Annotated in this window: 21 protein-coding genes; 12 read left to right on the forward strand and 9 right to left on the reverse strand. The window is 54.4% G+C overall.

Annotated elements, in window-relative coordinates; all coding sequences use genetic code 11:
* Window positions 1-70: 70 nt before the first annotated feature.
* The 5 genes from ACP7CZ_RS21780 to ACP7CZ_RS21800 all read left to right on the forward strand — a co-directional run bounded on the left by ACP7CZ_RS21780 (window position 71) and on the right by ACP7CZ_RS21800 (window position 5,868).
* The gene (locus ACP7CZ_RS21780; protein WP_426175096.1) at window positions 71-565 is read left to right on the forward strand and encodes a TnsA endonuclease N-terminal domain-containing protein; all 495 of its coding nucleotides are present in this window, start codon (window positions 71-73) and stop codon (window positions 563-565) included.
* Window positions 546-2,504, forward strand: a complete 1,959-nt coding sequence (locus tag ACP7CZ_RS21785; protein ID WP_169912126.1) for a DDE-type integrase/transposase/recombinase — start codon at window positions 546-548, stop codon at window positions 2,502-2,504. Before ACP7CZ_RS21780 ends, ACP7CZ_RS21785 begins: the two co-directional genes overlap by 20 nt.
* Window positions 2,501-3,460 (forward strand): TniB family NTP-binding protein, encoded by a 960-nt coding sequence (locus ACP7CZ_RS21790; RefSeq protein WP_169912127.1) that lies wholly within the window; start codon window positions 2,501-2,503, stop codon window positions 3,458-3,460. Before ACP7CZ_RS21785 ends, ACP7CZ_RS21790 begins: the two co-directional genes overlap by 4 nt.
* Before the next feature lie 75 nt (window positions 3,461-3,535).
* Window positions 3,536-5,452, forward strand: a complete 1,917-nt coding sequence (locus ACP7CZ_RS21795; RefSeq protein WP_169912128.1) for a TniQ family protein — start codon at window positions 3,536-3,538, stop codon at window positions 5,450-5,452.
* A gap of 56 nt (window positions 5,453-5,508) precedes the next feature.
* On the forward strand, window positions 5,509-5,868 hold the full coding sequence (locus ACP7CZ_RS21800; protein ID WP_169912129.1) for a histone-like nucleoid-structuring protein, MvaT/MvaU family: 360 nt from the start codon (window positions 5,509-5,511) through the stop codon (window positions 5,866-5,868).
* A gap of 427 nt (window positions 5,869-6,295) precedes the next feature.
* Here the strand turns inward: ACP7CZ_RS21800 and ACP7CZ_RS21805 are convergent, their stop codons facing one another.
* A complete protein-coding gene (locus ACP7CZ_RS21805) occupies window positions 6,296-6,607 on the reverse strand; it encodes a hypothetical protein (protein WP_104833705.1) in 312 nt (103 codons plus the stop codon).
* Between the two features lie 324 nt (window positions 6,608-6,931).
* Between ACP7CZ_RS21805 and ACP7CZ_RS21810 the strand changes: the two genes are divergently transcribed.
* Window positions 6,932-7,855, forward strand: a complete 924-nt coding sequence (locus tag ACP7CZ_RS21810) for a hypothetical protein (RefSeq protein WP_169912130.1) — start codon at window positions 6,932-6,934, stop codon at window positions 7,853-7,855.
* 66 nt (window positions 7,856-7,921) lie between these two features.
* On the opposite strand, the gene ACP7CZ_RS21815 is transcribed toward ACP7CZ_RS21810, so the two are convergent.
* The 3 genes from ACP7CZ_RS21815 to ACP7CZ_RS21825 form a co-directional block, all read right to left on the reverse strand.
* Entirely contained in the window at window positions 7,922-8,185 is a 264-nt protein-coding gene (locus ACP7CZ_RS21815) for a hypothetical protein (RefSeq protein WP_223625446.1), read from the reverse strand.
* Between the two features lie 245 nt (window positions 8,186-8,430).
* Window positions 8,431-8,559 carry a hypothetical protein gene (locus tag ACP7CZ_RS21820; protein WP_003253468.1) on the reverse strand — a complete coding sequence of 43 codons (129 nt, stop codon included), beginning with the start codon at window positions 8,557-8,559 and terminating at the stop codon, window positions 8,431-8,433.
* A 122-nt stretch (window positions 8,560-8,681) separates the two neighbouring features.
* Window positions 8,682-10,379 carry a phosphoethanolamine transferase gene (locus ACP7CZ_RS21825; protein ID WP_169912131.1) on the reverse strand — a complete coding sequence of 566 codons (1,698 nt, stop codon included), beginning with the start codon at window positions 10,377-10,379 and terminating at the stop codon, window positions 8,682-8,684.
* A gap of 490 nt (window positions 10,380-10,869) precedes the next feature.
* On the opposite strand from ACP7CZ_RS21825, the gene ACP7CZ_RS21830 reads away from it, so the two are divergent.
* From ACP7CZ_RS21830 to ACP7CZ_RS21840, 3 genes are all read left to right on the forward strand, one after another.
* Window positions 10,870-11,208 carry a zinc ribbon domain-containing protein gene (locus tag ACP7CZ_RS21830; protein WP_080604714.1) on the forward strand — a complete coding sequence of 113 codons (339 nt, stop codon included), beginning with the start codon at window positions 10,870-10,872 and terminating at the stop codon, window positions 11,206-11,208.
* A gap of 54 nt (window positions 11,209-11,262) precedes the next feature.
* Window positions 11,263-12,168 carry a cation diffusion facilitator family transporter gene (locus tag ACP7CZ_RS21835; RefSeq protein ID WP_216891573.1) on the forward strand — a complete coding sequence of 302 codons (906 nt, stop codon included), beginning with the start codon at window positions 11,263-11,265 and terminating at the stop codon, window positions 12,166-12,168.
* A 157-nt stretch (window positions 12,169-12,325) separates the two neighbouring features.
* Window positions 12,326-12,676 carry a DUF3147 family protein gene (locus ACP7CZ_RS21840; RefSeq protein WP_009395891.1) on the forward strand — a complete coding sequence of 117 codons (351 nt, stop codon included), beginning with the start codon at window positions 12,326-12,328 and terminating at the stop codon, window positions 12,674-12,676.
* Between the two features lie 32 nt (window positions 12,677-12,708).
* Here the strand turns inward: ACP7CZ_RS21840 and ACP7CZ_RS21845 are convergent, their stop codons facing one another.
* The gene (locus ACP7CZ_RS21845; RefSeq protein ID WP_009395890.1) at window positions 12,709-13,035 is read right to left on the reverse strand and encodes a DUF2790 domain-containing protein; all 327 of its coding nucleotides are present in this window, start codon (window positions 13,033-13,035) and stop codon (window positions 12,709-12,711) included.
* 689 nt (window positions 13,036-13,724) lie between these two features.
* On the opposite strand from ACP7CZ_RS21845, the gene ACP7CZ_RS21850 reads away from it, so the two are divergent.
* Both ACP7CZ_RS21850 and ACP7CZ_RS21855 read left to right on the forward strand, forming a co-directional pair.
* On the forward strand, window positions 13,725-14,399 hold the full coding sequence (locus ACP7CZ_RS21850; RefSeq protein ID WP_003253457.1) for a heavy metal response regulator transcription factor: 675 nt from the start codon (window positions 13,725-13,727) through the stop codon (window positions 14,397-14,399).
* Entirely contained in the window at window positions 14,396-15,814 is a 1,419-nt protein-coding gene (locus ACP7CZ_RS21855) for a heavy metal sensor histidine kinase (RefSeq protein WP_009395888.1), read from the forward strand. The genes ACP7CZ_RS21850 and ACP7CZ_RS21855 overlap by 4 nt, the downstream gene beginning before the upstream one ends.
* A 57-nt stretch (window positions 15,815-15,871) precedes the next feature.
* On the opposite strand, the gene ACP7CZ_RS21860 is transcribed toward ACP7CZ_RS21855, so the two are convergent.
* Window positions 15,872-16,459 (reverse strand): hypothetical protein, encoded by a 588-nt coding sequence (locus ACP7CZ_RS21860; protein WP_010951442.1) that lies wholly within the window; start codon window positions 16,457-16,459, stop codon window positions 15,872-15,874.
* A gap of 266 nt (window positions 16,460-16,725) precedes the next feature.
* On the opposite strand from ACP7CZ_RS21860, the gene ACP7CZ_RS21865 reads away from it, so the two are divergent.
* Window positions 16,726-16,947, forward strand: a complete 222-nt coding sequence (locus ACP7CZ_RS21865; protein ID WP_003253450.1) for a hypothetical protein — start codon at window positions 16,726-16,728, stop codon at window positions 16,945-16,947.
* Window positions 16,948-17,029: 82 nt separating this feature from the next.
* Here the strand turns inward: ACP7CZ_RS21865 and ACP7CZ_RS21870 are convergent, their stop codons facing one another.
* The 3 genes from ACP7CZ_RS21870 to ACP7CZ_RS21880 are packed head-to-tail and all read right to left on the reverse strand — an operon-like array spanning window position 17,030 to window position 19,846.
* Window positions 17,030-18,484 (reverse strand): ArnT family glycosyltransferase, encoded by a 1,455-nt coding sequence (locus ACP7CZ_RS21870; RefSeq protein ID WP_169912132.1) that lies wholly within the window; start codon window positions 18,482-18,484, stop codon window positions 17,030-17,032.
* Window positions 18,478-19,461 carry a glycosyltransferase family 2 protein gene (locus ACP7CZ_RS21875; protein ID WP_010951445.1) on the reverse strand — a complete coding sequence of 328 codons (984 nt, stop codon included), beginning with the start codon at window positions 19,459-19,461 and terminating at the stop codon, window positions 18,478-18,480. The genes ACP7CZ_RS21870 and ACP7CZ_RS21875 overlap by 7 nt, the downstream gene beginning before the upstream one ends.
* Window positions 19,427-19,846, reverse strand: coding sequence for a GtrA family protein (locus tag ACP7CZ_RS21880; protein ID WP_169912133.1), 420 nt, complete (start codon window positions 19,844-19,846; stop codon window positions 19,427-19,429). The genes ACP7CZ_RS21875 and ACP7CZ_RS21880 overlap by 35 nt, the downstream gene beginning before the upstream one ends.
* Between the last annotated feature and the right edge of the window lie 92 nt (window positions 19,847-19,938).

Below are 19,938 nucleotides of genomic sequence, written 5' to 3' on the forward strand. Positions count from 1 at the left end.
GGCGACCGGCTCGACGGGCTGGGGCAACTGTATCCAAGATAGTGTCCACTAAAAAATGGTGTCCACTATCTTGGCCAATTTGGAGGGCTGTCAGGAGAGGGTGCTGGCCGGACGGTTACATTTCAAATACTACCCGGACGTACAGGTTTTCCTCGCGGATGGGCGCGAGTGGTGGTTTGAAGTGAAACCTCACGAACGACTGAAGATAGCCAGTGTCAGGCAGCGACTGGATGCAGCTGAGCGCTACTTCAACGCCACCGCTCGTAACTTTTCGGTGGTCACTGAAAGGTTAATTGAAGCTGAGCCCCTGGCTACCAATCTTCGAAGGCTGATGTATCACCGGCGCGGTCCAGAGCTTTCGCATCAGGCGTTGGAGGAGGTAATGGTGGCCTTCAACAAATGGCCGCCTACGACCGTTGCAGATTTGCTCTGCGTGGTTGGTGAGAGGAAAGCCTGGCGCTTGTTAGGCCTTGGGGTGGTGGGCATTGACCTTGATAGGTCAATTGACACTGACTCCCCGGTCTTCCTGCAGGGGGGGCACCGTCATGCAAACCTTTTCCCTTAGGGTGAAATTGGTCGTCATCGTTCGTGGCGTACTGATGGTGCTTGAGAAGAGGCTTATCGACCGGAAGCTGCTCTTCTTCGATGAGCTTGGTGAGCCCACGAAGCTATCCGAGAAGGAGTTCTATGAGGCCTACGAGAAGCGCGAGATCGAGATCTCCGCTGATCAGCCTTATCTCGGGAAGGTTCCGTATGTACGGAACATCCCTCCAGACATCTCATGCTTCCCCAAAAAACATGGGGATGAAGCATTGCGCCGACGCAAGTATCTGGACGACCTAACTAAGCGCGGTAAATACAAGCTGCCGGGTGACGAAGACATGATCAAGACACTTAGAGATATCGCCAAAAAGATTGGGGATGCGTGCGCACCCTCGGTTTCCACCATTCGACGTTGGGCAGCCAAATACATTGGTCAGAACGTAGTAAAGCTGATCCCTCAGCATGCAAAAAAGGGCCGGGCTCCCGCGATACAGGGCGAGCTCGAAGTTATTCTCGAAGGGGTGATTAATAGCACCTACCTGCAGGATACGCTTCCTGCGGTCAGCGTGGTCGTTTCAGAATTTGAGGACCAGATTAAAGAAAGGAACAAAAGTCGTTTGCCCTCGGATCAGCTCAAGATCCCAAGCGGAATGACTGTCCGAAGGTACATCGCCAAGCTGGATCCGTATCTTGTGGATAAGGAGAGGCTTGGAAAACACGCAGCAGACAAAAAGCACCGCGTTGCGGCGGGTGTCCTACGTGTCCATGAGATTTTGGAACGGTGGGAGATTGATCACACGCTATTGGACGTACAGCTTGTGGATGAAACCTCGGGGTTGTGTATTGGGCGCCCCTATCTGACGATCGTCCTGGACCGCTTCTCTCGTATGGTGATGGGATATCTGCTTCACCTGTCGGCGCCAAATACGGAAACCGTGCTTCGTGTGATCGAACGCTCAATCCGTCCAAAGGCTGAACTGCTGAAGCGTTTTCCTAAAGTGAGAAATGAATGGTGGGCACGTGGGCTGCCAGCTCGCATCGTCCCAGACAACGCGGCGGAATTTCACGCGGGTGATCTCATCATGGGGTTCAACGAGTTGGGTATCGAGATCATGTATCCCGCTTCCAGGGCCCCCCAAAGGAAAGGTGCCGTCGAACGCTTTTTCAGCACACAGAACCTGGGGCTTATCCACAACCTCCCGGGCACCACGTTCTCGAATATCCAACAGCGTGGCGACTACGACTCGGAAAAAAATGCATGTTTCACGCTGCCGCAACTGGAGGCGGTGGTAGTGAAATGGATTGTCGATGGTTACCACCAGACACCCCATCGCGGGCTCGCTAATAGGACGCCGGCTCAAGTCTGGGGGACTAGCGAGGCGAACCACGTCATCAGTCTTCCCGTCGACCTGGACTCGTTGGAGTGCATCCTGGCCAAACGCGCTTCGGTGAAAGTTCACCATTACGGCATTGAGGTAGCCAAAGTGGGCTACCACTCTACGGAACTTGCTGAACTCCGTATGCGTTTGGCAGACGGGGAAAAGGTAAACGTCCGCTATCGAGACGAAGCCGGGCACGTCTGGGTTCACGACCGCTTCAGAAACTTGTTCTTCAAAGTGCCCGCCAAAGATGAGCGAATGGCCGGTAAGAGCAGGGAGGTGTGGAAGGCTGCCGAGAAAGCGCTTCGAGAAAAATACAATGAGCAGCCTAGCTTCGAGGCTACGCACAGGTGCTACCAGGAAATTATGGAGGATGCAGACGAGGCCCGCCGTTCGCAGACGCTCAGAAAACGGCGCGCAGCTGCCATAGCGAAAATTGACAAGGAGGGTCGAGTGACCGAAAGCACGCCTCCACCCAAGGTACTCGCTGAAGTGGAATGGACCGGTGACTCTATTCCTAACATTCCGCCAGCAGCCTTCAAGGTTTCGGTTCGTCGCCCTGCTGGGAGTTCTAAGCCATGAACGCCATCGATCTTTATGAGTGCTATGAGCATGGTGAATACAGCTTTACGCTCCGCGATCGTTTTATTCACAGCCCTCAAGTCGAGCGAGCGTTGACGCGACTAGGCGATATCCACGGCGATAGTCGGCGTACCAGAGCAAGTAAAGGGTTGCTGATCCAAGGTCCAAGCGGTGTGGGCAAGAGCACATTGGTCAAGGAGTACATTCGGTCACTGGAGGAATCGGAGAGCCATGACCCACAGAAGCGGGCAGTTCTGTTCGTTGAGATGCCTTCGTCACCTACGAAGAAGAACCTGGCAGCAGCCATTTTGGCGGAGTTGAAGGACCCCTTCGCTGAGGCACGAGGACATTCGGCTGAGGTTAAATTTGCACGTGTAGTCCTGCTGCTGAAGAACCTTGGCGTGGAGATGTTGGTCCTCGATGAGGCGCAGCATCTGGTCGATTATCGTCGTAACGGTGCGTATGAGGCAGCAGACTGGATCAAGAGTCTGATGAATGAAACCAGTATCGCTTTTGTTCTGATTGGGCTGAAGCGCACCGAAAATCTCCTGCTAGCAAACGAGCAACTGCGACGCAGGTTTTCGGCCACGGTGGCATACGATCGCTTCACCTTCTCCGCTAATGCGTCTCTTCATTTCGTGATGTTGTTGCAGGCAATCGAAGGCGAACTGCCTGTTCAAACCATCAGTTTTGTTGAGCCAGCGATGATTAAACGCTTCTACCTGGCTTCCTATGGATTGATCGACTACCTCATAAAGATTGTGGACAGGGCTGTTTGGCTGGTTCAAGTCCAGGACCTTGCCGGGATTGAACTTCCGGTGCTTGCCCAGGCTTTTGAGGACGAGGTTTGGAGCTACGCCACCGAGGAGCGAAACCCCTTCAGTGCGAGCTTCAATTTCCAGCCTCTGTTCGGGAAGCGGGAGCCGTTTGAGACGTTCGAAGAGAGCAATACCTGACGGCCAAGGGCCGGGCTTATCGGCCCGGCTCTACTCCCCTGATTTTTATGTCTTCGATTTCATGGATGTGTAGGAATGTTTGGTCTTTTAATCAACCCACGACCACACCACGACGAAAGTCTTTTGGGGTACCTGCAGCGCCTGGCGAAAGCCAACGGATTACCCAGAAAGGAACTGCTCACAGCTTTTGCACGTGCAGGCGAGCCCGAGGTTGCTGACTGGCTGCAGATGATCGAAGGTCCTTTGAGCTGGCCAACAGTTGCTGCTGAGATTCGTGATCCTAAGCCTAAAGGGGTCAAGCTATGGACGACTCATCACGCACGTTACTGTCCGATCTGTTTGGGCGAAGCCGGTTATTGGAGAGAAAGCTGGGGCTTGACCCTGGTTACGACGTGCTCTGTCCACGGCACTGAACTCCAGGGGCGGTGCCCCAACTGTCTGAAGGAAACCGACCCAAGCGCGATGAGTGCGAATAGTTGCCAAGCGTGTGGCACCTCATTGTGTGGGACCAATTTTGCGATCGCGCCGGCGAGTGATTCAGCCGCCTGGCTCACCTCTGGCTTTGAAAAGAGGTTGTACGCTGACTCGTTGCCAGCCGACGCGGGATTGGGTGCTCTCTCCTACGATCAGTTTCACGAGTTGTCATCACGCCTCGCCGTAAGAAGTGTCCCAACGGAAAGCACCAAGCCTCTGAAGGTTGCTGATTCGGGTTCTCTAGAGATCTCGCGGCTCATGGCGAATGCTGCAGGTGAGGTTCTGATGAACTGGCCTCTGGCATTCAGAGAAATGCTCAGTGGCTTGAAGGAGGCCTATGCCGAAAGCGGACGCTGGAAGCTCAGCAGGGCGTTTGGCCCTATATATCATGATATCCATCGTGATCTGAATGACCCTTGTTTTGACTTTCTCCGTCGAGAGTTCGAATCATTTCTGCAGCATGCTTGGGAGGCGCCGTTAGCCAAGCGAAATCGTAACTTGAGCGAAGAAGCGGTAGAGAGGCACCGCTGGGTGTCCTTCGCTACTGCAGCGGAAGCCTGTGGCCTAGGCGCATCAGTTGTAAAACGCCTTCACCATCATGGAGAGCTCGCCTATCGGGAGATGACACATGAACACCGTGTGTTTACGGTGGTGGATCTGGAGCAGCTAAAAGAGATCTCGCAGCAAATCCCGGATGCGGTTGATATGAAGCAAACCGTGAATTTGCTAAACCTCTGTCACAAACGTGTTAGGCAGTTGCTGGCTGTCGGTATCCTGAAGTCCTTCGGTGGAGAACCACGGCCAGGCGAAAGGTGGCTTATTGACAGCCACTCTATCAACGAATTGCTAGATGAAAAGCTCTCCACCAGCACTGACCAGGATCTGGTGACGATCAATCATTTGGCCAAGCATTCCCTGCCCAAGGGCGGTGGATTGGTCGAATTGGTTCAGGCAATCCGTGCAGGTGATCTTCGCGCTTACAGCCCAGCTGAGAATGGCTCGGTTGCGGTAGGTGCGTGGTTACTCAAGCCGCAAGATTTTGCAGCGTGGCAACAAGCCCGAGCTGAGAAAAAGAGTCCGGTCTTTCCCGGCCTGTCGGTAGTCAAGGCCGCTGCGCTGTTAGGCGTCAAAGAACAATGCGCATACGCGTTCGTTCGGCTTGGTCTGCTATGGAGCACTGCTGTTGAACGAGGCCGGCGTACACAATTGATGGTGAAGCCTCAAGCGATCGACAGATTCAGGCGTGGCTATATTTTGGGACCGGAGATTGCGGTGTATTTGGGGAAGTCGACGAGGGAGGCGTTCAAGCACCTTTGGGAGGCCAGGTTTCGCCCCGTTGCGGGGCCATCCATTCCAAACGCGGCTTGCCGGCAGTACGTTTGGGTGAGAAGCAAAAAGCTGATCGATTACCTCGCAAGTGAAGCCGCCCAGATCGACGATCCTGAAGCCATCACGTTTTTATCCACACCGATCGCTCAGCCTCGTGATTGCCGATTCAGGCATGTGGGATCAAGATAGTTAGCACGCTTTCTTTCTTGATTGCTAAAATCATCGAACCCATTTTGGAGAATCTTATGTCCCGTCTCGCTGAATTCCGCCTGCTCGAACAACAGCTCGCAGCCCAACTGGCAGAGCTGGAAGCGCTGAAAAATGACTCTGCCTTGAAGCAGGAAATGGAATTTGAAACGAAGCTGCGCAGTTTGCTCAACGAGTATGGCTACGGCCTGCGCCAGGTGGTGCTGATCCTCGATCCGCAAGCGGTGGCTTCCGCTGATATGGCCCCAAAAACCTCTCGGAAACCGCGCGAAGTGAAGGTGTACAAAAATCCACACAGCGGTGAGGTTGTTGAGACCAAGGGTGGTAATCAGCGTACGCTCAAGGCCTGGAAAAACGAGTATGGCGCTGAGGTAGTCGAGTCTTGGCTCGCCAACTGATTGCACCGCAGGCGGCTTCTGGCACGAGATAAATCGTGGTGCGCCCCGAATGCGAATTCCTATTCTGGGGCGTGACGAAATTTTCTGCGGGTGGTGGTGACACACAGTTTATGCGCATTAAATAGAGGTCCACTTCAAAAAATGGACTCTCCAAAATGCGGAATGCTCTCGTCTCAATCTCAGTGAACACCATCGCAAGCCTCCTGACTGCGCTTGTGCTTCACTGGATCACTCCCCCTCTTACTGACCCGTCGATTCGACTAATCGCTGCGTCAAGCTGCGTATCCCAAAGCGCTGCGTAGCTGAGTGATCTGTAAGCTACCGGTCAAGTCACCTTCCGAACTCCAGCATTAAGGGAGATGGTGTCCGCGTATCTTCAAGCGGGCGCGATCACCTTTGTCGTCAGGATTTCCATGCGTCAACGAAGCTATCGGCTCCCGGCGTCACCGAAATAATCATCCTTTGCGACCAGACCAAGATCATCTGTGAAATCCTGGCCATCCTCGCTGAACAGATTTTGAGTCCGCCGCTCCTGCTTGAGGTAAGCCAATGTTTGGAAGAAGCAATCCTCACACAGGTGCAGTTCATAGCGCTCCCCATCATGGGCAGTACCATAGCCCCAGTGTGCTTGTAGGGCGCCGAACTGATTCCCGCCAGTATCCAAGCGGGTGGAGCAACGGCATACATCGCACACGACGTCTATAACGGTCTCGACTTCGACTCTTCCGGTTATTTTCATCGCTGACTCCTACAAGCGCCTCTGACTTTCGCGTTCAGCATGCTACCTCCAGGACGGAGCGTAGGCTTGCCATTGTAGTCTCCATTGTGTGAATCCATAGCCGTTCTTTACCGGTCATGATCATGGAATGTAGTGGTCACTTCCATGCCAATGGCTACTCAGATCAAAGTGATCTGGCCTTTAGGGCCCGCCCAGGACGATCAGGCATGCTTTGGTCGGGCCTCAAACCAGTGGGTGACCGTCAAAAGGGTCAGTTAGGCCTACTGCTGCCTATCCTCGCTCGTTACCATCAAGAGACCCTCTATTGAAACGGTCTCAGCAAAGATGGATGTCTATAAGCTCCGCATCGAAGACACAGAAAGCAAGATCATCGACAAGGAAGGTTTCGAGGCCGAGACCTTCCGCAGAGATCCGTGGTACCAGCCTGGAAGTGCGGGCAAGCTAGCTCAGTTTGCTGTATGCCCGGCATGCGACAACCCTGTCCAGCTAGTTGGGCTGTATGAGCTACCACCTAACGTGAAGAGCCCATTCGGGAAGCATGCTACTAAGAGCATTCGCGGCATCGCTCCATTTGATAGTGAGGCCCGTAACGATTGCCCGTACTTCCAGCCTCGCCAGCACAAGAAAACTGAGCGGAAAACCAGGTTTGACGGCATCCCGCGGAAGATTCTCAAGCTGTTGATCGAACAGTTCGATCGCGTGGTTTACATCCTGGAGAAAGAGACCCAACTGGTCCTTTCCGAGAACGCGTTGAGAGGCATGCTGCAGCGTTACAAGGGAGAGCGTGGCTACCTCTATACCGGCGCGACGCTTCGCAATGTGCCATGGATCTTTGCTTACATGTCGGACGCCACCCGCCTGTTTGGCCAGAAGGTCAGTGGAAATGCTGAACTGGTGAAAGCTATTGCCTCTGAGGTTCCGGGGGCGGAAATCAGCAGCACTGGTCGGCTGGAATCGAAGAAGGTGCCTGGTTCGAAGGCGGCATATTTTGATCTCAAGATGAGTTTCATCCGCCATCGAATCGTCAAAGACAGTGAAGCGTCAGGGTTGGTTGAAAGCATGGAGTTTGTGGTGTCACAGCCTCGCAGAGGTGAGCTTGAGCACATTCACAAGGAAGTCATCAAATTCGATTCGGCTTGGTTCGAATCCCTTATCCGGATGCCGGTTGATCATCCTTATCGCAGAATGGATAGAGTGAAGATGGCCCGGGAGGAACTGGGCGATCTGCTGGAGATGCCTCAAGCCTGAGGAGCCCTGCTGTAAACCACTTTTTTTCACTGTAAACCACAGTGGTTTACAGTTGAAAAAAGTGGTTTACAACGCAGCTACGGCACGCGCCCTGGCGACTCCCCAGGCCAACGCGCTCGTCATTGATTCGTTCGGCCTGGTGTCGAACGCTTCCTCATACAGAGCGGTTCCCGACGACGCGTACACACCGATAAACAGCTGCGTTGCGCCTATCCGTGAAAGCCTTACCTGCACGTCGAGATAAGATCCGTCATTCAGGATCTCTTCGTGGGTCCGGTGATGAAGCGTAGGATCTGCCCAGCTCCAATAAACATCTCCCCGCAAACGCATGCAGCCCCCAGCAACCGATGGATAGCCATAGATTCCAAACTAGCCAAAGCGAGGCGGCAATCAAGCCGATCTAAGCTGCTTGTGAGTCGCGCCCGACAAGTGACCAGCTTGGAGTGACTTCGAACAGCCCCAACCGATCACGCAAAGCAGAAGACTCACGCCTGGGTCCGATTGATCAGCGAGACAGTCAGGAAGGTTTGCACACAGCCCAAACAAAAAAGCAGCTCCCGAGAGCTGCTTTTTTCTTACTCCCCCTTTTTGTGCTTGTGGGGTTTCAGGTCCGGATGGTCCTTCTGCTTTTCAGGGGTGACTCGCTGCCTTTTGTCCGGAGTGCCATCTTCATTGGTGCGCTTTGGGCCTGGCTTGATGCTCATGCAAAACTTCCTTTTCCGCTTGGGTTGTTGAATGCAGCTATGTAATTAGTCCAGCTTCTCTCAGCTGTCAAAGCAGGCTGGTGCAGAACCGCCTGGCCGATGATCCGGTCCACATCGAACATTCAGAGGCCAGAATAAGAGCCTCCGGCCAAGGGCTTGCAAGGGGCTGTGAAATCCAGCGCTGAGCGATACGAAGACGTCTGGACGTTCATCATGCCGAGCACGGTGTGGAACAGGTTGTCGTGGCTCAGCGGTGACGTGGTTTGAGCTTTCAAACAACCCACGTTGACCTTTTCGCTCTTCGCGAGCGAGTCAGACATCCAAAGTACCAACGGCACCTTTGTTTGCTCGTCAGGAGCCATCGCGTAAGGCAGCCCGTGCAGATAGAGCCCACCCTCCCCCAGCGATTCGCCGTGGTCCGAAACGTACATCAGCGCAGTGTCGAACTTGGTGTTGGCCGCCAGGATATCGATGAGATTTGCAGTCACATAATCGGTGTAGAGGATTGAGTTGTCGTAGGCATTGACCACCTCCTCCTGCTTACATTTGTCGAGCTCGTTGGTCTCGCACACCGGTGCGAATTTCTTGAATTGCGAGGGGTAGCGCTTGTAGTAGGCCGGGCCGTGACTGCCTTTGTAGTGGAGCACCAGGACAGCATCGCCTTCCTGGCGCTTGATGAAGTCTTGCATCTCCGTGAGCAGCACCCCGTCCTTACACTCCTCGCTGGTGCACAGTTGGGAATCCGCGTGAGAGGCAGCCTTGTGGTTGGGAACCCTGTCGCAGACCCCTTTGCACCCCGAGTTGTTGTCAGTCCACATGACACTAATGCCAGCGCGTTGAAGCACGTCGAGCAGCCCTTCTCGGCTCTTGGCCAAGCCATCTTTGTACTGGGCCTTACCCACGTCCAAGAACATGCATGGCAGCGAGACCGCGGTAGCGGTACCGCAGGAGCTCACGTTCGTGAAGCTGATGACATTTCGCTTTTCTAGTTCCGGATTCGTTTCACGGGAGTAGCCGTTGAGGGAGAAGTTGGCGGAGCGAGCGGTCTCTCCTACTGCCAGTACCAGCAGCCTGGGTTTACGAGCCGCACCCTGTCGATTAACTACCGCATCAGTACCAATGGCCGTTAGCGTTTTAGGTGTGGCCAGCTGTCGCTTCAGGTACCCATGGCCAGCCGCAAACAAGTTAGTAGGTACCAGGATCAGCCGGATCTCCCGATTGTTGCGCAGCAAGGAGGCATACGACTGGTACTGACTCAACGCGATGCCAGACAAGGTCAACAGAGCGAGCGACAGAGCAATGACCCTGCTGACCAAAGCTTTGGCCCAAGGCTTGCGCCGGAGGGGAACCCGGGTGATCAGGTAGACGGGCAACACCCCAACCATTGCGACCCAAAGACCGAGCTTCCAACTCAACAGCTCGGTTGCCTCAGCGACGTCGGTCTCCACAACGTTGGTGAACATTGTGTAATCGACCACGATGCCGTAGGCATTCATGAAGTAACTCGCGAATGACGCGCTGATCAGCACCAGACACAGCAAGGGTTTGGCCAGCCGCCCCCATGACAGCAAGCTCAGCACGGTAAACACCCATGCGAATACTATGACTGGGAGGCTAGCCGCTAGCAGCCAGTTCACTTCATCGGTTTTGAATACCAGCTTCCAGAGCACGTTCCAGAGCTCAGCGTTCGCGAATAGCAGTAACCAAAAAGTTACCAGGCCGATTAGCAAATTAGTACTGATGCCTATCTGCCGCGCATTGCGAATAGCAAAGATCCATTTGCTTAACAGGGTGTGAACAATGGATTTGGAAGGTGTCATTATCAAACTCTGGAAGCTGCTTATCCATGGCGGTAGCTATGGAGTTAGCGGGAGCTACAAGGCAAGCCGTCGACAGATGCTGAGCGATTGCGCAATGTGCGGAGCGCCAGAGGCCTTAGGCCCCTAGGCGTTGGAGACGCTTAGTATGTGTGAGGCATAGGGATAAAAAGAGAAATGAATCTCGCTGAGCGCATTATTTCCGGGACCTGATAACGACACGATGACCTCGGGATTACAATGCTGACAGAAATCCAATAACTGCTGTTTTGATTGTCGTTGATCACGCTATGATCAAAATTAGGGGAATACCACCCACCAAAAAAAATGCGCCGCTCAGCTAGATAAATTTAATTTCACAAACAAAACGGTTTCGTTTTGACGTAGGCTAATTTTGAACTTTCACTTCAACTTACAAGTCTTTCTCGCGAGCAGAACATTCTTTTCAACTTTTGCTCGTTAATATGTCACCCATCAATGAGGGGCGAATACCATGAGCTTTTTCAAAAATATCCTGGGCGGGCACCATGGCCGTGGAAACCACGGTGGCGGCAAGCACCACAGCGGGGGACATGGGGCCGAGCAATATGATCGCCATGGCCGGCAGCAGGGCTGCGACGGCGGCAATCAGGTGTATGACGGAGGGCGCCCTGCCACTCCAGCCCCCATCAAAGATCTGCAGGGCTGCAGGCAGTGCCGGACGGCCAACGATCCGTCAGCACGCTTTTGTCTAAACTGCGGTACACCACTATCGAGTGGTTGCACCGCCTGCGGCTCGTTGCTGAGCGCAGGAGCAAAATTTTGCAGTCAGTGTGGCCAAGCGACGCTCTAACGCTAGGCAGACAGGAAGGCCAACGAGACCACAACCTTGCGCAAGGAGAAATACGTGGGTTCAAATCATGACCATGGCAGCGCTGCAGTACGCGAGGGGCATCAGAAGAAGCTAATCATGGCGCTCGTCTTGACTGGCAGCTTCATGATTGCAGAAGTGATCGGTGCGTGGATTACCGGCAGCCTGGCGCTGCTGTCGGACGCATCTCACATGTTCACAGATACTGCCGCCTTGGCGATCTCACTGATTGCACTTCAGATAGCCAAGCGGCCGGCGGATCAGAAAAGAACCTTCGGCTATGCGCGCCTGGAAATTCTGGCTTCGACGTTCAACGCAGTGCTGCTCTTCCTGGTGGCGATGTACATTTTGTATGAGGCCTACCAGCGCTTCTTCATGCCGGCGGAGATCGCTACCGGAGCGATGATGTGGATCGCAATCGCCGGCCTGATCATCAACCTAATTTCGATGCGCCTTCTGGCATCTGCGAGCAACGAAAGCCTCAACGTCAAAGGAGCCTACCTCGAAGTTTGGAGCGACATGCTCGGCTCGCTTGGCGTAATCATCGCGGCACTTATCATCCGCTTCACCGGCTGGACCTGGGTCGACACGATTGTCGCTGTGGCAATCGGCCTTTGGGTTCTGCCGCGGACGTGGCAGTTGCTTCGCGAAAGCCTGGGGATCCTCATGGAGGGTGTCCCGAGGGGGCTCGACGTTACGGCAATCGAGGCCACCATCCTCGGCGTAGATGGCGTGACGGACGTTCATGACTTGCACGTGTGGGCTGTCAGCAGTGGCAGCAACGTGATGACGTCGCACGTAGTGGTTCGGGATTCTGCAGATGGGGATGCTGTGCTGGCGGCCGTCGTGGATGCTGTCAGCGATGCATTCGAAATCCATCACTGCACCATCCAGATCGAGCGGGCAGCTTTCCACGAGAGCGTTCCCTCGCCCTCGCACTGACCGATCGGTAAACACCATGCAAACACATCACCCTCCTGGCTGAGGGTGATGTTGCAAAAAAATGCGGTGAGGGATGCCGTAAACGGCAGGAGCGCTTCGAGGGGGGTTGGTGAATGGCTTCGCCTGCCCTCGTCAACAACCTCCAGAAGGCTCAGCGATGGCCTGGATCATCACGAAGTACCTACTCACTGCCGGTATAGTGATTCTCGTGTCAGAGCTGGCGAAACGCAGCGACAAGCTGGGCGGCTTGGTCGCCGCCCTACCCTTGGTCACGGTCTTGACGTTGGTCTGGCTCTATTTAGAGAACCAGAGCATGGAGAAGATCTCCAACCATGCTTGGTACACGTTCTGGTACGTGCTTCCTACCCTGCCGATGTTTATTGCTTTTCCATTGCTGCTACCTAAGCTCGGCTTTTGGCCGACACTGATCAGCAGCATCCTCATCACAATGGCCAGCTTCGGAGGCTTCGCCATACTGCTGCGCCGGTTCGGCATTGAGCTTCTATGATCCGGTGGCCGCAGGGATCATCTTGATGAGCCTTAACGGCTATTAACACACTCGCCCTTCACTAGGTAGCGAACCATGTGCAGTTCGCCTTTCGAGTCTTCGTAGGTCATCATGCTTCTTACATTACCGCAGTACCGCACGCTGGGTGATACATACACCAACTTACCAACGTCCAGGTCCATGCCGTAGGCGTAGTCTTCTAGTTGAGGCATGGGCTTTTTTACGCGTTGAGCATAATCCGCAGTAGCCTCCCTAGCAGAACGCTCGATGCGTTGATTGATCTCCATACCGCTTTGGGCATTGGCTGTTAGTGATGTAAAGAGCATAAACACGGCGATCGCTGATACAGTAGTGTTCATAAGAAGTCCCTTAATAAAAAAGCGCCCGTAGGGGGGCGCTAAAATTCACCTACCAAAGGAGCGTATGGTTTACAGGTGAATGCACTGGCGCGAACAACTGCTCGATGCTCTTGCCAAGCTGCTTTGAAATGAGACAATTTCCAAAGCAGCGATGCCTCTTCCGCTGCCCTTAAACTAGCAAAGGAGGCTAACACCAAGATGATCGCGCAATTACAATTTGGACATGTAATAGATTGTAAGATAATTATTCGAGAGAATATCGAGCCGCCACGTGAACTAATTTGCAGAAAAGCGCTGCGGTTTGCGGCCGTGCATGGGGTCTGCCTGCGTGGCGCCCTCGATCCAAGGCCAGTACCAGTCCTTGCAAGCTAACGACCGAAATGCTGCCTGCCCTGGCCGATTCCACCTGCCAGGCGAATCTGTCATACACCGCCGCAGGCCCCAGAATCCGCTATGCTTAGGGGTGGAGCCTGCATGACTGTCAGAAATCTTGCGGCTACATTACAAATTTGTAGGATTTCGCCGCGGCCAGCTTCTTCGCGTTAAGATTCAAGCGTCCTCAGGTGACCCGGCGTATGGACAGAGGTAGCGACTACCACATGCCATACCCTCAGCCAAACTTTCGAACAGCCTGCAACCATAATCTTGGCGGATTAGGCCAACTCCTTCCTCACACCTTGAGATAAGTTATGCGCGTTCTAGTTGTGGAAGACGAAATTAAAACTGCCGAATATCTTCAGCAGGGCCTATCCGAAAGCGGGTATGTCGTAGATATCGTGCACAACGGTGTAGATGCTCTGCACTTGTTCAACACTAATGTCTATTCGTTGGTCCTCCTGGACGTGAACCTCCCGGGTATCGACGGCTGGGACCTGCTGGAAACCATCCGTAAGACCAGCCGGGTCCGCATCATCATGCTGACCGCCCGCGGACGCATCAATGACAAGCTCAAGGGCTTGGACGGCGGCGCGGATGACTACCTTGTGAAGCCATTCGAATTCCCTGAGCTGCTTGCTCGCATCCGTTCGCTGCAACGCCGTGGTGATGAGTTAGTCGAGAAGAGCTCGCTGAAAATTGCCGACCTGGAACTCGACTCCGTCCGCCATCGCGTCTTCCGCGGTGGCACACGCATCGATCTCACCACCAAGGAATTTGCGCTTCTGCACCTGCTCATGAGCCGAACGGGCGAAGCGCTGACTCGCTCTCAGATCATCTCGTTGGTCTGGGATATGAATTTCGATTGCGACACCAATGTCATCGATGTAGCCATCCGGCGCTTGCGCTCGAAGATCGATGACCCGTTTGAAACCAAGCTCATTCACACGCTTCGTGGCGTTGGGTACGTTTTTGAGGAACGCGCATGAGGCCATTCAGCCTGGCTGCAAAGCTGGGGTTAAAAGTTGGGTTGATGAGCGCAGCGTTGCTGCTTCTGTTCGCCACCTTTGGCTATCTGATGGTAGGCAAGGCTCTGGAAAGAAATGCCAGAGCAGACCTGGAAGTAAAGATGGCGGGGATGGCTCACAACCTGTCCACCATCCCGGACATCTCCGGCGTCAACGCGGATGCGCATCAGCTTGTCGATTTGGTCATGGGCCACAACAACCTGTATGTGAGCATATTCGATACCTCACAGAATCAGACTCCCCTGCTCTCGATTGGCTCGAAACAGGTCAATCTGGAGGTGCACAAGTTTCAGCCGGCGGCCCAGCCCAAAGAGCACGAATGGCGTGATACGCAGGACCGTCCTCTGCTGAGTGCTTCTCGAATCATGCGTTTGGGCGATGGAACAGAGGTCAGCGTCTATATGACCATGGACCAGTCATCCAGTGAGGCGCTACTCGATGCGTTGCTGACCTGGGCCTTGATGATGTCCCCCGTCATCCTTGCACTGATCTTGGCCATTGGCTGGTGGACTGTGCGCAGAGGCCTGCTACCACTGACCAAGTTCCTCAAGATCGCCTCGAAGATCTCAACCGAGAGCCTCGACCATCGCCTTCCAACTGATGGGATGCCGGCAGAACTCAAAATGCTCGCCGACGGCATCAACATCATGCTGGCTCGCCTGGATGATGGGGTTCAGCAGCTCTCGCAGTTTTCTGACGACCTTGCTCACGAACTTCGAGCACCGCTTTCCAACCTGATGGGCAAGGCCCAGGTTGCCTTGACCAGAGAACGATCGCTTTCCGAGTACCGGGAGGTTCTGGAGTCGTGCACAGAAGAGCTGGACCGCATGAGCCGCATGGTTTCCGACATGCTGTTCTTGGCCCAGGTCAGTCATCCAGCATCCATGGTGGAGTTCGAACCCGTGTCCCTGGTCGACGAGGTTCAGCGCGTGTGCGACCTCTTCAGCATTTCGGCAGAGGAAGGTGAGATCCAGCTGCAGATCTCTGGCAGTGATGATGTGGTACGCGGGAACCGTCTGATGGTTCAGCGGGCTGTCTCGAACCTCGTGTCAAATGCGATTCGCTACTGCCCCCGCGGCCGCACCGTCTACGTGAAGGTGCAGCATAGTGCGAGCGGTACGACGCTGAGTGTCGGTAACCCCGGCCGCGGTATTGCCAAGGAACACCACGCGCACTTGTTTGAGCGTTTTTACCGCGTGGACAAGAGCCGAGCACGGAGTGAAGGCGGTACCGGTCTTGGCCTGGCCATTGTGCAGTCGATCATGAGCCTGCACCAAGGGTCGGCGAGCGTGGAGGTGACCGAAGAAAACTTCACCTGGTTCCACCTTCACTTTCCCGCAGCCCAGCAAATGCAGCCGGCAATGACCGCCGCTTAAATTGCGCAGACACGATTAGGCCCGTCAATCGACGGGCCTTTTGTTTGCCTCAGTGCATCAGTGCCGAAGGACCACAGGGTCCATGGGCGACCGCAGAATCACCGATTTGATGATCTTCTGTTCGTCAGGATTGGCGTTCTTCCACAGGTGGGAGAAGTACTGAGCATTCACTTTCTCTTGAGCACTTACGCTGCCGGCGGCATCGATCAGGCGCATGGTCGAGTAGACACAGATCAGCGCCAGAATGAAGAACGCCGTCGCGACCACCATCACATAACGCTTGGCCAGCACCGGAGCCCGCTTGAGCTCCTGGATAGAGGCATCCGCAGCCTTTGTCGCTGCTGTAAGCTCCGAGATCAGTGGCTGGATGGCGGTGTCGACTCCGCGGCATGCAGCTGAATACGCTGAAGCAGCCGCGCGCAAGGCAACCTCTTCCGCGTTCGACCAAGCCTTCTCCGCCTTTCGCACCTCCTCCTGAATTTGCCGGCCGACAGCGTCCACCTGCTCCACCAGTTCGTTCGACCTCTCCAGAACAGCGCTGGAGGTGCGCGTCTGCGAGGTCAGCTCATCGAGCTGGACAGTGAGTTTTTCAGTGCAGCGGCGAAAGTCACCGATAGCAACTGCCCAGGGCTCTATGTCATTCATGGCTATCTCCTAGGGCGGCCAACAACGCCGCGCTGAATTAACGCGCTAGATATCAAAATTGTAATTTAAGAGAAAATTCGAAGTCGCCCTCGACAGTGCCGAGATAGACATGATCCTTCCAGATTTGAAGATTTAACGCATCCTATCTGCAGCCAAAATTACGGAATTGTAATTATTGACTCACCTTGTCGTTAGCTTCGCGTTCCTAAACTACAAACCAACAAAGGCCGCTAATCAGGCAGGCCTAGTATGAACCGAGGTTCACAATGAAATTTGTCAAATCTATCGCTATTGGCAGCCTGCTGCTGGGTCTCATGGGTACCGCTTACGCTGAAGGCGGCTTCGAGCGAGCGAAACAGTTCAACGAGAACTTCCGAACCGAACAGGCTCGCCTATGGAGCGATGACTCTTCGGACCAGAACAAACAACAAGTCGCTCAAGAGCAAAAGAAAGAAAGCAAGGATGGTAAGGAACAAGCCGACAATTAATCGGCGGTTAAATAGGACTTCAAATGACGAAAGCAATCGACAAAAAAGCCAGGGTAAAACCTGGCTTTTTTGTGCATGGAATTTAGCCTTCGTTCTTGCGAAGCGTTCCCACATTGCTTTCTCCAGCCAGACCCTCGGCACCTTGTTCGGTGCGTTTCCAATGGCACAGCAGGAGCTGGCTAGCGTTCGCTTCCGTGATCGCTGTGCAAGCCAGATCAACAGGCATTCCATCCTTGCTATCTCTCAAGCGCCTGGACAGGTAGAACGAGCCATCCCGCGGCCACTTGGCAGGATCCTTGATGTTCTCGGACTTCCCGCTGCTGTAAAACTCCGACGAGTATGAGCGGCGGCCAGGATAGATCAAGGGAGCGGAATGAGCAGACTGCACATTGAGCCAGGCTTGAACCACATCTCGCTGATTTTGAGGGCGCTCCTCTAGTACCCCGGCGTAGATGATGCCCGCACCGATGATTGGCAACACCAATGCGCTCGCAGCGGCAGCCCAGGTGGTCTTCGGGCCAACTTCGCTGACCCGTGCAGACAGCAGCAATGCCCACGCTGGCAGCGCGGGTAGCAGGTAGGTCCACAGAATGTTGCCTGCAAATGTGAAGAAGACCGGTGTCGCCAAGGCCCACAGCCAGAGGTAGGCTTCGAAGCGCTGCATCGATCCACGCTTGCGGATCAACAGTGGTAGAAACAAGGCCCATGGCAGTAGCGACAATCCGAGCTGGATCCAGATGCTGCCGTACGGCTTGGCATGAGCACTACCATAGAGGTCCCCTGCCCAGTTACTGACGACGTAGCGGCTCCAGTGCTCACCAACGAAGAAGTACTCCATGAAGCCGGGCGTTTTCATCTCGGCCGCGACATACCATGGCACGGATATACCGAACATGAGTACAAGGCCGCTAATCCAGGGAAGCCTCAGTACCCGTCCCCATTCCTTGTAGATAACGAACCAGGCAAATGCCGGCGCCCCCATAAGCACCAGGGTCAGCGGCCCTTTGGCAAGCAAGCCCAGCCCGAGACCTGCGAACATCAGGTAGGCATCCGCCTTGCTGGCGTACTTCATCCAACGCCAGAAACCGTAGCTGGCCAGCAGAATCGAAAACGACAAAACAGGGTCAGTCAGCACAACACCGCTGGAGACCAGGCCAAGTGTGGTGCTGGAAAAAATAATGGCAGCCCAGATGCCGGCGTTACGAGAAATCTGCTGCGTGCCGAGTTTGATGATGATGAAACAGCTTGCCAGGTGGAGTAGCCACGCTGGGAAGCGCGCAGCGAACTCGTTAACGCCGAAGACCGTCATGCTCGCGGCCTGGGTCCAGAAGGACAACGGAGGCTTGCCCCAGAACGGTACCCCGTAGTCGAACATGGGCGTGATCCAATCATTCAACTCGACCATCTTGCGAGCCATTTCAGCGTAGCGGGCCTCAGATGTGTCCATCAGCGGGTAGATGCCCAGCCCCACCAAACGCAATAGCAAAATCGAACCCAGGATCCACCACAGCGTCCTCTCCTTCTTCAGGTTCAGCATTTCTTACCCTCGATCGAAGCCATCGAAGGGTGGAGTGACACGGGATCTGCCTTGTTGCTGTGCTTCAGGAAATAGAGAGGCCGGCGCTTCACTTCCGCGAGTGTCACGCCCAGGTACTCCCCCACCATGGCGACACCAACGCACATGAATGAAGCCATTCCGACGATCAGGTGATGGATGTCGAAACTGCCTGCCACAAGCGACGCAAGCATGTAGCAGATGCTGGAGACGAAAAGACCGAAACTGATGAGGCTGAAAATGCGCAGTGGTTTGCGAGAGAAGCTGACGATGCTCTCGATGGCCAGATTGAACAGGCCAGCTGCATTCCATTTGGTGCTCCCGGCATGGCGAACAGTGCGATTGTAGGGCAGTTCGATGGTACGAAAGCCTACCCAGCCGATCATTCCTTTGAGAATCCTGGAGCGTTCATCCAGGGCCCGCAGGGCTGCCAGCGGCGCAGGCCCAATCAATCGGAAATCGCTGACATCGGCCGGCATGTCCACCTTCTCCACCAGGCGCTGCATGACCCAGTAGTAAGCCCGGGCACTCATGCGCTTGAACCACGAATCACCGATTCTCAGGTTGCGCTGCATGTTCACCACGTCGTAGCCGCGTTGCCAGTAGTCCACCATGGCCGCGATGAGCTCTGGTGGGTCCTGCAGGTCGACATCAATGAAGATCAGCGCACTGCCACGGGCATGGTCTATCCCGGCGCTCAGTGCAGCCTCTTTGCCGAAGTTGCGACTCAGGGACAGGCAACGTACAGATGACCCATCCTGATAGTGGCGAAGAATGTCGGCCGTCCGGTCATTACTGCCATCGTCGACATAGAGGATTTCGCAGGAGACGGGCAAGCGCTTCACCACGCGGGTGATGCGCTGGTGGAACTCGGGGATGGTTTCCTCTTCCTGGAAACAAGGGACCACGATGGTTAACAAGGGATCAGGGCGCTCGGGAAAGCGATGTAATGTCTGCATGATTGAATGTCCAAAAACGATGTGCAATGAATCCAAGTGCAGTGAGGCTTAAGGTCACTACGATTTGGGAGATGAGCGGTGACAGATTCGACTTGATGAGGAACCACATACCCACGCCATTGCCGAAGTTTGTGGCTAACGCGACCAGTGCAAACCTGACAGGCTGAAACTTACGAGAGCCATCTGCCACAAAACAGAGCGCCCTATTTCCAATAAAGCTTGCGATTGCGCCAACCATGCCGCCAGAGATACTGGCCAGCAACGGAGTAGCGAATTCTGTCGTAACCAGCACTAGGAACACCACGTAATGGATTCCCGTTGCTATGAAGCCGATCCCCAGATAACGAATTAGTAAGGTAATAAGAGGTGGGTTTTGATTTTCCATGCCCAAAGCCTATGGAGGCAAAGGTGAAAAAATAGTGAACTAAATGTAAATGCGTAATTAGCCGAATCTATATATGATAAGTAATGAGTTGG

The organism is Pseudomonas sp. DWP2-2 (assembly GCF_049897065.1).
GTDB classification, from domain to species: domain Bacteria; phylum Pseudomonadota; class Gammaproteobacteria; order Pseudomonadales; family Pseudomonadaceae; genus Aquipseudomonas; species Aquipseudomonas paracarnis.